Source organism: Klebsiella sp. A52 (assembly GCF_018388785.1).
Taxonomy (GTDB): Bacteria; Pseudomonadota; Gammaproteobacteria; order Enterobacterales; family Enterobacteriaceae; genus Klebsiella; species Klebsiella aerogenes.
Window position 1 is genome coordinate 172173 of the sequence record NZ_CP074437.1, and the last position, 14042, is coordinate 186214.

At 57.1% G+C, this 14042-nt stretch carries 13 protein-coding genes; 4 read left to right on the top strand and 9 right to left on the bottom strand.

Going from position 1 to position 14042, the window contains the following annotated elements; all coding sequences use genetic code 11:
* Positions 1-71: 71 nt before the first annotated feature.
* The 3 genes from brnQ to phoB all read right to left on the bottom strand — a co-directional run bounded on the left by brnQ (position 72) and on the right by phoB (position 3810).
* A complete protein-coding gene (gene brnQ, locus KGA69_RS00820; protein ID WP_015368011.1) occupies positions 72-1391 on the bottom strand; it encodes a branched-chain amino acid transporter carrier protein BrnQ in 1320 nt (439 codons plus the stop codon).
* 412 nt (positions 1392-1803) lie between these two features.
* Complete coding sequence (phoR, locus tag KGA69_RS00825) at positions 1804-3099, bottom strand: phosphate regulon sensor histidine kinase PhoR (protein ID WP_045390952.1); 1296 nt, start codon at positions 3097-3099, stop codon at positions 1804-1806.
* 21 nt (positions 3100-3120) lie between these two features.
* Positions 3121-3810 (bottom strand): phosphate response regulator transcription factor PhoB, encoded by a 690-nt coding sequence (gene phoB, locus KGA69_RS00830; protein WP_004099401.1) that lies wholly within the window; start codon positions 3808-3810, stop codon positions 3121-3123.
* 219 nt (positions 3811-4029) lie between these two features.
* Here phoB and sbcD point away from each other — a divergent pair, with 219 nt between their 5' ends.
* Together sbcD and sbcC are read left to right on the top strand one after the other, a co-directional pair.
* Entirely contained in the window at positions 4030-5232 is a 1203-nt protein-coding gene (sbcD, locus tag KGA69_RS00835) for an exonuclease subunit SbcD (protein WP_063447734.1), read from the top strand.
* Positions 5229-8363 carry an exonuclease subunit SbcC gene (gene sbcC / locus KGA69_RS00840; protein ID WP_213292738.1) on the top strand — a complete coding sequence of 1045 codons (3135 nt, stop codon included), beginning with the start codon at positions 5229-5231 and terminating at the stop codon, positions 8361-8363. The genes sbcD and sbcC overlap by 4 nt, the downstream gene beginning before the upstream one ends.
* Positions 8364-8414: 51 nt before the next feature.
* Here the strand turns inward: sbcC and mak are convergent, their stop codons facing one another.
* The gene (mak, locus tag KGA69_RS00845) at positions 8415-9320 is read right to left on the bottom strand and encodes a fructokinase (protein ID WP_213292739.1); all 906 of its coding nucleotides are present in this window, start codon (positions 9318-9320) and stop codon (positions 8415-8417) included.
* Positions 9321-9411: 91 nt separating this feature from the next.
* On the opposite strand from mak, the gene rdgC reads away from it, so the two are divergent.
* Complete coding sequence (gene rdgC / locus KGA69_RS00850; RefSeq protein WP_015368016.1) at positions 9412-10323, top strand: recombination-associated protein RdgC; 912 nt, start codon at positions 9412-9414, stop codon at positions 10321-10323.
* Positions 10324-10377: 54 nt separating this feature from the next.
* Here rdgC and ppnP read toward each other — a convergent pair whose 3' ends face one another.
* The 4 genes from ppnP to aroL all read right to left on the bottom strand — a co-directional run bounded on the left by ppnP (position 10378) and on the right by aroL (position 12466).
* A complete protein-coding gene (gene ppnP, locus KGA69_RS00855; RefSeq protein WP_015368017.1) occupies positions 10378-10662 on the bottom strand; it encodes a pyrimidine/purine nucleoside phosphorylase in 285 nt (94 codons plus the stop codon).
* 87 nt (positions 10663-10749) lie between these two features.
* A complete protein-coding gene (locus tag KGA69_RS00860; protein ID WP_015704547.1) occupies positions 10750-11427 on the bottom strand; it encodes an AroM family protein in 678 nt (225 codons plus the stop codon).
* Positions 11428-11678: 251 nt separating this feature from the next.
* On the bottom strand, positions 11679-11870 hold the full coding sequence (locus KGA69_RS00865; protein WP_015368019.1) for a YaiA family protein: 192 nt from the start codon (positions 11868-11870) through the stop codon (positions 11679-11681).
* 71 nt (positions 11871-11941) lie between these two features.
* On the bottom strand, positions 11942-12466 hold the full coding sequence (gene aroL, locus KGA69_RS00870; RefSeq protein ID WP_032707531.1) for a shikimate kinase AroL: 525 nt from the start codon (positions 12464-12466) through the stop codon (positions 11942-11944).
* 334 nt (positions 12467-12800) lie between these two features.
* Between aroL and KGA69_RS00875 the strand changes: the two genes are divergently transcribed.
* On the top strand, positions 12801-13508 hold the full coding sequence (locus tag KGA69_RS00875) for a DUF2076 domain-containing protein (RefSeq protein WP_063447732.1): 708 nt from the start codon (positions 12801-12803) through the stop codon (positions 13506-13508).
* Here KGA69_RS00875 and KGA69_RS00880 read toward each other — a convergent pair.
* Complete coding sequence (locus tag KGA69_RS00880; RefSeq protein WP_213292740.1) at positions 13505-13963, bottom strand: YaiI/YqxD family protein; 459 nt, start codon at positions 13961-13963, stop codon at positions 13505-13507. The two genes, KGA69_RS00875 and KGA69_RS00880, sit on opposite strands and share 4 nt — an antisense overlap.
* Positions 13964-14042 lie beyond the last annotated feature (79 nt).

The following is a 14042-nucleotide window of genomic DNA, read 5'->3' on the forward strand; positions in this document are numbered from 1 at the left end:
GGGAATGACCAAAAAAACAAAAAACCACGGGACCTTAAGTCCCGTGGTTAAACACCTGCGTAAAGCGTCGGTTAATGGGCTTTTGAGACCACCGGGCTACCCGCTGCGCGATCGATGATCGCGGCCAGCACGGCCATCACCGCGGTCGGCAGCAGCCACGCCAGACCTTGCGCTGCCAGCGGCAGGCTCGCGGTCCATTGCGGCAGAATATCTGCGAACGCCGATGCTTTAACGCCATCAATGATACCAAACATCAGGCTGATAAACATTGCCGGCGCGATAACGCGGGAGGAATTATGCCACCAACCGCGGGTAAAGCTTAATACCACCAGTGCGATACACGGCGGATAGATAGCGGTTAACACCGGAATCGAAATCTGAATCAGATGGCTGAGCCCCAGGTTAGAAACCGCCATGGAGAACAGGCCGAGAATAAACACCAGCGAACGATACGACAGCGGCAGATACTGCGCGAAGAACTCAGCGCAGGCGCAGGTCAGGCCAACCGCGGTGACCAGACAGGCGATAAATATCAATGCCGCCAGCAGGAAGCTGCCCGCGCCGCCGAAGGTATGCTGCACGTAGGAGTGCAGAATAGCCGCGCCGTTTGCCGACTGATCGACCAGCGTCGCGCTATCGGAACCCAGGCGGAACAGCGCCAGGTACAGCAGCGTCAGGCCCACGCCGGCCATCAGACCAGCCCAGACGGTGTAGCGAGTCAGCAATCGGGCTTCGCTAACGCCGCGGGAACGCGCGGCATTGACGATAACGATACCGAAGACCATCGCCCCCAGCGTGTCCATGGTCAGATAGCCATTGACGAAACCATTAGAGAACGGCGCGGTACGATAGGCTTCCATCGCGTCGCTAATCGGGCCAGCCGGCCAGATAACCGCGGCCACCGCGAGCACGACCAGGGCGATAATTTTCAGCGGCGCCAGGAAATTGCCGACGGTATCCAGCAGTTTGCCCGGATAGAGGGAAACCAGAATCACCAGCGCGAAATAGATAACGCTATAGATAAGCAGCGGCAGCGCGCCGTCGCCGGTCAGCGGAGCAATCCCCACTTCAAATGAAACGGTGGCGGTACGCGGGGTCGCGAACAGCGGCCCAACCGCCAGGTAGCACACCACGGCCAGCAGAATGCCCGCAACTTTGCCGATAGGCGAGCTCAGACGCTCAACGCCGCCGCCGACTTTCGCCAGCGCGACCACCGTTAGCACCGGCAGACCCACGGCGGTGATCAGGAAGCCAATGGCTGCGGTCCAGACGTGTTCGCCGGCCTGTAAGCCAACCATCGGAGGGAAGATAATGTTGCCTGCGCCAACGAACAGCGCGAAGGTCATAAAGCCCAGCGCGATGATGTCGCGAGATTTTAACTGATGGGTCATAAATTCATTACTGCCTGTGGATGTGGTGTTGTAAAAACGGAAAAATACCGTGCCTTCCTTTCGGGATGATACAGCGGCCATTGCCTGTAAACTCAGCGAGATATGCTCTCGAAGCGGCGTGGAAAAGAATTGTTTTTTGAATTACCACGCAAAAGCAGTCTTACCGGGACTGCATAGGGGGCAATTTAAACGCTTATAACGTTTTAAAGCAAGGTGGGATCGTAAAACCAGATGATTATGCTAACTATGATTTTGAACCTGGATTAATTGACCATAACGACGCAAAACGCGTGGCTAATCATGCGAACAATAAATAACCAGGCGTTCGTTTAATACGCAACGTAAAGTTGACTGCAAATGAAAATGACCAGCCGAAGCTGGTCATTGGCAAGGAAAGCTGACAAACGCCACGTCAGGCGACATTTTTGGCAATTAAACGTTCCGGCAGCAGGAAGCTAAAGCGCGTTCCCTTCCCGACCGTACTTTCGATTTCCAGCCGGCTTTCGTGATGGCTGACCGCGTGTTTCACGATAGCCAGCCCTAAACCGCTGCCGCCGGTTTGCCGGGAGCGCGCCTTGTCGACGCGGTAGAACCGCTCGGTTAGCCGGGGTAGATGCTCAGGCGCAATGCCCGGGCCGTTATCCTCAACGCTAAACAGCGCGCCGTGCGGCGCCCGCTGCCAGACGACGCGGATCTCGGTTCCCGCTGGCGTATGGTTTACGGCGTTGTACACCAGATTGGAAATCGCGCTGCGCAACTGCTCTTCGTTACCCATCACCTGGAGCGTTTCGTCGACGCTAAAGTGCAACTGATGCTTACCCTGGCTTAGCGTTTGCGCCTCGCGCTCAACCACCCGCAGCATCATCGGGACGTCGATTTTATCGTTCATCGCCAGCACCGGCGCGGCTTCAATACGCGAGAGCGTCAGCAACTGCTTCACCAACCCTTCCATCCGCTGCGTTTGCTCACGCATGGTATGCAGGGCTTTTTCCCGCGTCGGCCCTTCCAGCACCTGCTCCTGCATCATCTCGAGATAACCCTGCAGTACGGTGAGCGGCGTGCGCAGCTCGTGGCTGACGTTGGCGAAAAAGTTACGCCGCGCGCCTTCCAACTGGTGCATTTGCGTGACATCGCGCGCCACCATCAACCACTGTTTATCGCTATAAGGCATCACGCGAATTTCCAGATGACGGGCGTTATTGAGCACCAGATTAAGGGGCTTGGTGAAATCACGGTTTTTCAGATAGTTAGCAAACTCTGGGTAGCGCAGCAGGTTGAGGATATTCTGCCCGCTATCGTCCGGCCAGCGTAGATTAAGGATTTGTTGCGCCAGGCCATTACACCAGAAGATGGCGCCCTCTTCGGTGGTCAGCACCACCGCATCGGGTAAGGATTCCGCCCCGCTGCGAAAGCGCTTGATAAGGCTTCCCAGCTCGCGGCGACGTTTTTTATTACGCATCTGCATTTGATGCAGACCATACAGCAGCGGTTCCCAACTGCCGCTTCCCGGCGGCGGCGTCATACTGCGATCGACCCACAACCACCATGACAGACGTAACAAATTCCAGAAATGCCAAATAAGCAACCCGGTCACCGCCGCCAGTAAAAACCACGGCAGATGACCGAAAAACGCCCCGAGGATCAGGGCCGGGATACAACATAAGAAAAGCTCAAGCGCCAGCCTTTTCCATGACAGCCGTTCCAGCACGGGTCACACTCCTGTCAAAATTCAGAAACGGGCGGAGAAACGATATCCCGTGCCGCGAACCGTCTGTACCATTCGGTCATGGCCGCTATGTTCCAGCGCTTTGCGCAGGCGGCGAATATGCACATCCACCGTCCGGTCTTCAACGTAAACGTTGGTTCCCCAAACGTGATTCAGCAGCTGTTCACGGCTGTATACGCGTTCCGGGTGGGTCATAAAGAAGTGTAATAATTTAAACTCGGTCGGCCCCATATCCAGCGGATTTTCACCGGTCATGACGCGATGCGAGGAAGGATCCAGGCTCAGCCCCTGCATCTCAATCACCTCTTCAACCGCCATTGGCGAAATACGCCGCATCACCGCCTTAATTCGCGCCACCAGCTCCTTCGGCGAAAACGGCTTGGTAATATAATCATCCGCGCCGGTTTCCAGACCGCGAACGCGATCTTCTTCTTCGCCGCGCGCCGTCAGCATCACCACCGGAATATCGCGGGTCATCGCTTCGCGCTTAAGCTGTTTAATAAACTGTAGCCCCGATCCGCCCGGCAACATCCAGTCGAGGAGAATCAAATCGGGCCAGGGTTCATTGAGTTGATTCACCGCACTGTCAAAATCTTCCGCCTCAACGGGCTGAAAGCCGTTTTGCTCCAGAACAAAGCAGACCATTTCGCGGATTGGAGCTTCATCTTCAACGACCAGAATTCTTCTCGCCATTATTTACCCTGTGTTTTTTAGCCATCAGTATAGAAGTGCGCGGCCATTATGCGTCAGATTTGTGACAGATTTATGAAAAAATGACCGTCTGATGAATGCGGATTTTGAATGATGACACGCACTTAACGCATCCTGTCTCGCCGTAATAGGGCAAAAGGAATACGGGCGGCAGGATCAACGTTATAATGGCCGCCTGGCTTTTATCGCAACGGAATTTTTATGCGCATCCTTCATACCTCCGACTGGCATCTCGGCCAGAACTTCTACAGCAAAAGCCGCGCGGACGAACACGCCGCCTTTCTCGACTGGCTGCTGGCGCGCGCGCAGGAATACGAGGTGGATGCCATTATCGTCGCCGGCGATATTTTTGATACCGGCTCTCCGCCGAGCTACGCCCGCGAACTGTATAACCGTTTTGTCGTTCAGCTGCAGCAAACCGGCTGCCAGTTGGTGGTGCTGGCGGGCAACCACGATTCGGTGGCGACGTTAAACGAATCGCGCGAAATTCTCGCCTTCCTGAAAACCACCGTGGTCGCCAACGCCGGCCACGCGCCCTTTATCTTGCCGCGGCGCGACGGCACGCCCGGCGCGGTCTTCTGCCCGGTGCCGTTTTTGCGCCCGCGCGAACTGGTGGTCAGCCAGGCTGGCCACTCCAGCGGCGAAAAACAGCAGCAGTTGCTCACCGCCATCAGCGACTATTATCAGCAGCAATATCAGCAGGCCTGCGACCTGCGCGGCGAACGCGTATTACCGATTATTGCCAGCGGCCACCTCACCACCGTCGGCGCCAGCAAAAGCGACGCGGTCCGTGAAATCTATATCGGTACCCTTGACGCCTTCCCGGCCAACCGCTTCCCGCCCGCCGATTACATCGCGCTCGGTCATATTCATCGCGCCCAGATGGTCGGCGGCTGCGAGCATATTCGCTACAGCGGTTCGCCGCTGCCGCTGAGTTTTGATGAAACCGGAAAAAACAAAAGCGTTAATCTGGTCTCATTCAGCGAGGGCAAGCTCAGCGAGGTGACGCCGCTGCCGGTGCCGATCACCCAGCCGCTGGCGGTACTGAAAGGTGATTTCGCCAGCATCACCGAACAGCTTCAGCAGTGGCAGGATAGCGCGCAGCAGCCGCCGGTCTGGTTGGATATCGAAATCACCAGCGATGAATATCTGCACGATATCCAAAGAAAAATTCAGCAGCAGACCGAAGCGCTGCCGGTGGAAGTGCTGCTGGTGCGCCGCAGTCGCGCCCAGCGTGAACGCATTCTGGCCGGCGTTCAGCGAGAAACGCTGAGCGAACTGCAGGTGGAAGAGGTGTTTGCCCGCCGCCTGGCGCTGGAAACTCTTGATGCTCCGCAGCAACAGCGGCTGGAGCAACTGTTTACGGAAACGCTGCATAGCCTGAACGGTGAGGAACACCTGTGAGAATCCTGAGCCTACGCCTGAAAAACCTTAACTCGCTGAAAGGCGAATGGAAAATCGACTTTACCGCTGAACCATTCGCCAGCAATGGGTTATTCGCGATTACCGGGCCGACCGGCGCCGGGAAAACCACCCTGTTAGATGCCATCTGTCTCGCGCTGTACCACGAAACGCCGCGCCTGAGCAGCGTATCGCAATCGCAAAACGATCTGATGACCCGCGACACCGCCGAGTGCCTGGCGGAAGTTGAATTTGAGGTCCGGGGCACCGCCTATCGCGCCTTCTGGAGCCAGAACCGCGCCCGCAACCAGCCGGATGGCAATCTACAGGCGCCGCGCGTTGAGCTGGCGCGCTGCGACGACGGTAAAATTCTTGCCGACAAGGTCAAAGACAAACTGGAGCTGACGGCATCAATTACCGGCCTCGACTATGGGCGCTTTACCCGTTCAATGCTGCTTTCGCAGGGACAATTCGCCGCTTTCCTCAATGCCAAACCGAAAGAGCGCGCCGAGCTGCTGGAAGAGCTGACCGGGACTGAAATTTACGGGCAAATTTCCGCGCAGGTCTTTGAAAAACATAAACTCGCCCGCATTGAGCTGGAAAAGCTGCAGGCGCAGGCCTCCGGCGTCGTACTGTTAAATGATGAGCAGCAGCAGGCGTTACAGCAAAGTTTGCAAGTACTTACTGCTGAAGAACAGCAGCAGCTTGCCGAACAGACCCGCCAGCAAAATGCCCTACAGTGGCTACGCCGCCGTCAGGAGCTAAACGCGGAAGCCACCCAGGCGCAGGCCGCTTTACAGCAGGCGTTACTGGCGCAGGAAGCCGCCGCGCCGCAGCTGGCGGCGCTACAAACCGCGCAGCCGGCAGAGCAACTGCGACCATTATGGTCGCGGCTGCAGGAACACAGTACCGCGCTGGCGCAAACCCGCCGTCAGGTTGAGGAAGTAAATACTCGCTTACAGGACAGCCTGCGCCGTCGCGCCGGGATCCGCCTGGCAGCCCAACAACGTCTGGCTCAACTAGAATCCAGCCAGCAATCGTTGCATGAGTGGCTTAAAGCGCACGAGCGATTCCTGCAGTGGAGTACGGCGCTGGCAGGCTGGAAAGCCACCTTCCAGCAGCTTAACCGCGACGCTCAGCAAGAGTTGACGCTACAGCAGCGCCTGCAGGATGCCAGCCGTAAGCTCGGCGAATTGCCGGCCACCGCGCTAACCCTCGACGCGCAGCAGGTCAGCCGCGAGCTGGCACAGCATGCCGCCGCCCGCCCGCTGCGCCAGCAGCTCTCAACCCTCCATCGCCAGCTGCAGCCGCTGTTCCTGCGTCTGCAGCAGCTACAGAGCGCGGAAAACGCCTCACAGCAGGAAAAAGAGAAGCTTGAAGCCGCGCTACAACAGCGCCGCCAGGCGTGGAAGGAAAAAAATCAACAGCTCAGCGATGTAAAAGCCATCTGCGAACTGGAAGCGCGTATCGCCGGGCTGGAAGCCGAGCGCGCCCGCCTGCAGCCAGGCGCGCCTTGTCCACTGTGCGGTTCCGAACATCATCCGGCGGTGGCGGAATACCAGGCGCTGGTGCCCGGCATCAACCAAACCCGCCGCGACGCGCTGGATCGGGAAGTGCGACAGCTGGCGGAAGAAGGCGCGCAGCTGCGCGGCCAGCTTGAAGCGTTGCTTAAACAACAGCAAAAAGACGCTGACGAGAAAACATCGCTTCTGCAGCAGGAGCAAGCGCTCACCTCTCAATGGCAAGCCACCCTCGCGGAATTAGCGATCGCGCTAACGCCGCAGGATGATATTGCCGGCTGGCTTGATAGCCAACAGCAGCATGAACAGCAGCTGTATCAGCATCAACAACGACTGGCCTGGCAGGCGCAACAGCAGGAGAGCCAGCAGCAGCTCCAGCAGTTACAGCAGGATCTCGAACAGCGCCGTCGCGCGCTGCAGGCGGAACTGGAGGTTTATTCCCTGGCGCTTCCGCCTGCCGCGGAGGCTAACGACTGGCTGGCCCAGCGCGAAGCCGAGACCCACAGCTGGCAGGCGAAACAAAATGAAGCCGCCGCGCTGCAGGAGCAACGCCAGCAACTAACGCCGCTGCTTGAGACGCTGCCCGAGTCAACGGAAACCGTCGTTCCCGCGCCGCTGGAGGGCTGGCGGCAGGTGCATGATGATTGCCTGGCGCTACAGAGCCAGTGGCAAACGCTGGGCCAGCAGGAAAGCCAGCAGCAGGCGCAGGTGAAGGAAAGCGAAAAGCAGTTTACCGCCGCGCTGGCCGCCAGCCCGTTTGCCGACCAAACGGCCTTTCTTGCCGCTTTGCTTGACGAGGCTAGCCGCCAGCGGCTGGAACAACTCAAGCAGACGCTGGAAAAAGAAGTTCAGCAGAACCAAACGCTGGCCCTGCGGGCGCAGGCGTCGCTTGAACGCCATCAGCAACAGCCGCCCGGCGATATTGATATCAACCAGCCGCTGGAGCAGCGAGAGAATAGGCTGGAGCAACTGGCGCGCCAGTTGCGGGAAAACAGCGCCCGTCAGGGTGAGATCCGCCAGCAGTTGAAGCAAAACAGCGATAACCAACAGCGCCAGCAATCATTACGCCAGCAGATGGAACAAGCAGCGCAGCAGGTCGAAGACTGGGCCTGGCTGAATGCGCTCATTGGTTCAAAAGAGGGCGATAAGTTCCGTAAATTCGCCCAGGGGCTGACGCTGGATAATCTGGTGTGGCTGGCTAACCAGCAGCTCAACCGCCTGCATGGTCGCTACTTGCTGCAACGCAAAGCCAGCGAGGCGCTGGAGCTGGAAGTGGTGGACACCTGGCAGGCCGACGCGGTGCGCGATACCCGCACGCTTTCCGGCGGCGAAAGCTTCCTTGTGAGCCTCGCGCTGGCGCTGGCGCTATCTGACCTGGTGAGCCATAAGACGCGAATTGATTCGCTCTTCCTTGATGAAGGATTCGGCACCCTGGATAGCGAAACGCTGGATACCGCGCTGGATGCGCTCGACGCGCTTAACGCCAGCGGCAAAGTTATTGGCGTGATTAGCCACGTCGAGGCGATGAAAGAACGCATCCCGGTGCAGATTAAAGTGAAAAAGATAAACGGTCTGGGATACAGCCGGTTGGAGAAAGCGTTTGCGGTGGAGTGAAGTCTTCTCCTCACCCTAACCCTCTCCCCACAGGGGGGAGAGGGAATGAGATTATAGCGGCCACAGCCATGCCGCGCCGCGTACGCCGCTGGAATCGCCATGCATCGCCTGGCGAATCGGCGTCTCGCATTCTCCGCCGAATACCCACTGTTTCATCAGCCCCGGAACCGTTTGATACAGACGTTCGACGTTGCTCATCCCGCCGCCTAACACAATGACATCCGGATCGAGGATATTCACCACGTGCGCCAGCGATTTCGCCAGCCGCTGCTCGTAGCGGCGCAGCGCCAGTTCGGCCTTTTCGTCACCTTCCCCCACCAGGCGCATAATCTCGCTGCCGGTTAACGGTTTTCCGCTTAGCCGCTGAAAGTCGGTGGCGAAACCGGTGCCGGAAATAAAGGTTTCAATACACCCCTGCTTGCCGCAATAACAAGGCACTTGCTGACGATAGCGCAGCTCATCTTCATCCATCCACGGCAGCGGGTTGTGTCCCCATTCGCCGGCTGTACCATTGCCGCCGATATGCGCGCGCCCGTTCAACGCCACTCCCGCGCCGCAGCCGGTACCGATAATGACCGCAAACACGGTTTGCGCCCCCGCGGCCGCGCCATCGACCGCTTCCGAAACCGCCAGGCAGTTAGCATCGTTGGCAAGCCGGACCTCACGATTGAGGCGCAGGCTGAGGTCTTTATCGAAGGGCTGGCCGTTCAGCCAGGTCGAGTTGGCGTTTTTCACCACCCCACTATATGGCGAAATCGAGCCGGGGATGCCCATACCGACGGTGCCGCGCTGCCCGGTCGCCTGCTCGGCCATCTCCACCAGCGAGGCAATGGTCTCGATGGTCTGGCGATAATCCTCCCGCGGGGTTGGCAAGCGGTGGCGAAATAACTGCTGGCCCTGCTCACTCAGGGCGATGACTTCTGTTTTTGTTCCACCTAAATCAATACCAATACGCACAGTCTGCTCCTCACCCCGATTAACAATGCAAGCATAGCGACAATTCGCTATCATGCCCGCCTGATTTAACGACAAAGCCGTGGAAATTATCATGCTGTGGTTCAAAAATTTAATGGTTTACCGTCTGAGCCGCGATATCGAATTGCGCGCCGAAGAGATGGAAAAACAGCTGGCCGAGCTGACATTTACCCCTTGTGGCAGCCAGGATATGGCGAAAACCGGTTGGGTATCGCCGATGGGATCGCACAGCGACGCGCTGACGCATACGGCAAACGGCCAGATCGTTATCTGCGCCCGTAAAGAAGAAAAGATCCTGCCGTCGCCGGTGATCAAACAGGCGCTGGAAGCAAAGATCCTCAAGCTCGAAGCCGATCAGGGCCGCAAGCTGAAGAAAACGGAAAAAGATTCGCTGAAAGATGAAGTTCTACACTCGCTGCTGCCGCGCGCCTTTAGCCGCTTCAGCCAGACGATGATGTGGATCGATACCGTCAACGGCCTGATCATGGTGGACTGCGCTAGCGCGAAGAAAGCGGAAGATACGCTGGCGCTGCTGCGTAAAACGCTGGGCTCGCTGCCTGTAGTGCCGCTGACGCTGGAAAATCCGATCGAGCTGACGCTGACCGAATGGGTGCGCTCCGGTAGCGTGGCTCAGGGCTTCCAGCTGCTTGACGAAGCCGAATTGAAAGCGATGCTGGAAGATGGCGGCGTGATCCGCGCGAAGAAACAGGATCTGGTGAGCGATGAGATCGCCGTACATATCGAAGCAGGTAAAGTGGTCACCAAACTGGCGCTCGACTGGCAGCAGCGTATCCAGTTTGTGATCTGCGACGACGCATCGATTAAACGTCTGAAGTTCTGCGACGAATTACGTGACCAGAATGAAGATATTGACCGCGAAGATTTTGCGCAGCGTTTTGACGCCGACTTTATCTTGATGACCGGCGAACTGGCGGCATTGATTCAAAGCCTGGTTGAAGGACTGGGCGGCGAAGCCCAGCGCTAACGCGCCACCTTCCTGCCGGGCCCGGAAAGTGGACGCGGCAGGAAGGCGCTTAAATTACAGATAACGGCACAGGTAGGAAGTCGGTTCCGCCACCTGCAGGTGGAATTCGCTATTACCCGGCACGTTAAACACTTCGCCTGCCGCGTAAACTTTCCATTCCGTTTCACCCGGCAATAGCACGTTCAGCGCACCGCTGACCACGGTCATCTCTTCCGGCTGGGCGGTGCCAAAGGCGTATTCACCCTCTGCCATCACCCCAACGCTGGCGCGGCCGGTACTGCTGCTGGTGAAGCCGATAGATTTCACTTTCCCTGAAAAATACTCATTGCTTTGAAGCATAAACAAGACCTTATCATCGTTGGTTGAAGCTTCAATATAGGGGGCGCTCCTTGCCCCTGTCACGCAAAATTAATCGATAACGTCAGGTTAAACTAATAGTTCTGCCGCCAGTCGCGAAACCAGCACATTTGACAATAATACCGGGACATCCAGCGCCTTTTGTAATACGTCGCGGTGATGCTGATGATAGCCAAGACAGTCGAGCACCAGTACATCCGCCCCCTGTTCGACTAAACCTCTTCCTGCATCCAGCAGATCGCTGTCGCTGCCGCCCATCGGGTTCGCCAGCGCATAGTAAGGCGTATTTTCTAAAGTGAGCCACTTTTGCCGCTGCAGGGGCAGGACTTCTTCAACGGGTACAATCACACCCACCTGATGGCCATCGACGATCGATGCCACCAGCGGCGGAATAATCCGTTCAGGCTCAAGAAGGATAGCGTTGTGCGTCGCAAGGCCGCTCAACTGTTCGGAACTGAGAAGAAGAATGACATCATATTCCTGCCGATCCAGCATCTCGATAACGCAGCGCAGATCGCGCTCCACCTTTTGGCGGGAGACTTCCACCAGTTGGTTGTCATTGAGTAAGGTCAGCAGCCCCTGGTCACCGGATTCCACGGCATAATCTTCCATAACGTCTTCACGCGTCATTTTACCTAACAGGCTAATATGGGTGATCTGCTCTTCCCTGATATGTTCGGTTAACAGCGGCAAAACTTCCGCCACCGGCGCCACGCCAATGGTCAAAATTGCCATCGTTGCACTCATATCATGTACCTTTTCACTACCACTGCTTCAATACAGGCTTTTCACACACGACATCCGCCCCCCTGGTGAGTAAAAATCAACCGTCGAGAAGCGTAGCAGCTCAGCGGCGCTGCGGAATGTAAAGATTCCAGAAGCTTCAGAGTCGCTCCTGAAAAATCCGTGTGTTAGGTATTCATTAGTACCATTGATGAATTAAAAATGTGAGCTGGGCCCGGTATTGCCATCTTCATGGCACAAACCGGGCCGGGGGATTATGTTTTTTCGGGATCTTCGTAGCGCCGTTTAGCGTCTAACGCTTCCTGCTCGGAGGGATGTTCGCTGATCAGCGAATCGGGTGTAGGGTAATCCGCACGCAGCTGATACCAGGTGACCGTCTGACCCGCGGCGCCTTTTTCGACGGCGACAACGCGTGCTTGTCTCGGATAAGGGGGTCTGTTTGGCATTGTTCTTCCTTTTTCGGCTGTCAGAACAATTAAGTATAGGCTCCGCTTTCCCCCCTGACCCAGGTAAAATCCTAACTTACCGTCACATCGCACAGCATGGTCATAATCTGTTCAACCACCGCGTCCGGCGTCGCGGTGGCGTCTACGGTATGATGGGCGGTTTCGCGGTACAGGGCTTCCCGCTGCGCCAACACTTCGCCGACTTCCTCGCGGACGGGCTTACCGGTCAGCGTTGGACGCTGTTCCGCCTGCGGGTATGCTTCCAGACGCTCAATTAAGGCGTTAACAGAAGCCTGCAGATAAATCACGATGCCGTTTTCACGCATAAACAGACGATTGCGTTCAGCGAGAATAATTCCTCCGCCGGTCGCAATAACCGTATCCGGCAGCGTAACGGCCTTCAGCGACAGCGTCTCCAGTTCACGAAAGCGTTCCCAGCCCTCTTTCTGCACGATTTCCGCTACCGTGCGTTTCTCATGCGCCTGCAAACGATGATCGGTATCGGAAAACTGGAAATGCAGCGCGCGCGCCAGGGCATGGCCGATCGTCGTTTTACCGCAGCCTCGCGGCCCGATGAGAAAAATTGGTTGTGTCATTACCGAAGACCCCCTGGTTCCGCGTGTCGCGGAGAAATAAAGGCGAAAAGTACGCCATGATACCTGCAAATGCCTGCCACGATAACCGTAAAATAATCGTTACATTTTTTAGGGAACCCTATTTACCACAGAGTTTGAATGGATTCCGCATGTAAACTTATCATTGCATTTAGTGTTATGCCAGCTTTACTTAAAGGCGAAGGATTATTTTTTATCCATTCTTTGCCGTAAACGGTAACACATTTCTGCACAGCTTTACGCTGCAACATATTTACAACACCGCCCGACCGTCGCACTCTGACGGTAAATGACCCGTGTGACAGAGGAATGTATCATGCAATCTGAAGAACAACGCCTTATTGATGGCCTGTTTTCCCGTTTAAAAGAGGCCGAGACGCACAGCGCATCGCGCGACGCCAGCGCCGAGGAGCGGATTGCCCAGCACGTAACCCAGCAGCCGGCGGCCCCGTACTATATGGCGCAAACTATCCTGATTCAGGAAGCGGCTATCAAACAACTTAACGACCGCATTCAGGCGCTGGAGGCTCAGGTTAGCCAGCTGCAGGCGGCAAAACCGAGCAGCGGCGGGTTCCTGTCGGGCCTGTTCGGCGGCGGCCAGTCCCGCGGCTCCGATCCGATTCCTGGGGCCGAGCAATATGGCCGCCCGCAGGCCAATAACGCGCAACCGCAGTATGCGCCGCAGCAAAACTATGCCCCGCAGGCGGCAGGCCGCAGCGGCGGCGGCTTTATGGCGGGCGCGCTACAAACCGCGGCCGGGGTGGCAGGCGGCGTAGTGTTGGGCAATATGCTGACCAATATGTTTAGTGGTTCACACCCGCAGGAGATTGTGAACATCATCGATGAACAGCAGCCGCAGCAGCAACAAGACGTCAGCCCGGCGCTGGATAATAACGCCCCCGAGGATCCGTTCCGCCAGCAGGACGATCCTTTCCTGGCGGACAACAACACCCTTGACTCCGATTTCGACGCCGGCTTCGGCAATGACGATGATTTCGGTAGCGATGACGACAGCTGGGTTTAATCCTGCTGACGTTTAACCGCAAGCAGCCACTTCTCCAGCTCGGCGGCGAATAACTGCCGATCGCGCTGCGATAAACTATCCGGGCCGCCGGTCTGTACGCCGCTGGCCCGCATCGTCTCCATAAAATCACGCATCGTCAGGCGCTCGCGAATGGTCGCCTCACTGTAGCGCTCGCCGCGCGGATTCAGCGCCGCCACTCCTTTCGCCAGCACTTCCGCCGCCAGCGGGATGTCAGCGGTGATCACCAAATCGCCCGGTTCACAGAGACGGACAATCTCGTTATCGGCAACATCAAAACCCTGCGCCACCCTTAGCGCGCGGACGTAGCGCGACGGTGGAACCCGCAGCGACTGGTTGGCGACCAGCGTCAGCGGCGTCTGCGTGCGTTCGGCGGCGCGGAATAAAATTTCTTTAATGACATTCGGACACGCGTCCGCATCTACCCAAATCGCCATTTCGGCTCCTGTCGTCGGCAAAGGTTGCGACATTGTCGCCTGCTTTTCTCCCCCAGAAAAGCGCCAGGATGATAAGCTA

Bases quoted from the DNA above. Each gene is read 5' to 3' on its own strand.
- brnQ (WP_015368011.1), bottom strand. From the start codon at position 1,391: ATGACCCATCAGTTAAAATCTCGCGACATCATCGCGCTGGGCTTTATG.
- ppnP (WP_015368017.1), bottom strand. From the start codon at position 10,662: ATGCTTCAAAGCAATGAGTATTTTTCAGGGAAAGTGAAATCTATCGGC.
- KGA69_RS00860 (WP_015704547.1), bottom strand. From the start codon at position 11,427: ATGAGTGCAACGATGGCAATTTTGACCATTGGCGTGGCGCCGGTGGCG.
- rdgC (WP_015368016.1), top strand. From the start codon at position 9,412: ATGCTGTGGTTCAAAAATTTAATGGTTTACCGTCTGAGCCGCGATATC.
- KGA69_RS00865 (WP_015368019.1), bottom strand. From the start codon at position 11,870: ATGCCAAACAGACCCCCTTATCCGAGACAAGCACGCGTTGTCGCCGTC.
- KGA69_RS00880 (WP_213292740.1), bottom strand. From the start codon at position 13,963: ATGGCGATTTGGGTAGATGCGGACGCGTGTCCGAATGTCATTAAAGAA.
- KGA69_RS00875 (WP_063447732.1), top strand. From the start codon at position 12,801: ATGCAATCTGAAGAACAACGCCTTATTGATGGCCTGTTTTCCCGTTTA.
- aroL (WP_032707531.1), bottom strand. From the start codon at position 12,466: ATGACACAACCAATTTTTCTCATCGGGCCGCGAGGCTGCGGTAAAACG.
- phoB (WP_004099401.1), bottom strand. From the start codon at position 3,810: ATGGCGAGAAGAATTCTGGTCGTTGAAGATGAAGCTCCAATCCGCGAA.
- sbcD (WP_063447734.1), top strand. From the start codon at position 4,030: ATGCGCATCCTTCATACCTCCGACTGGCATCTCGGCCAGAACTTCTAC.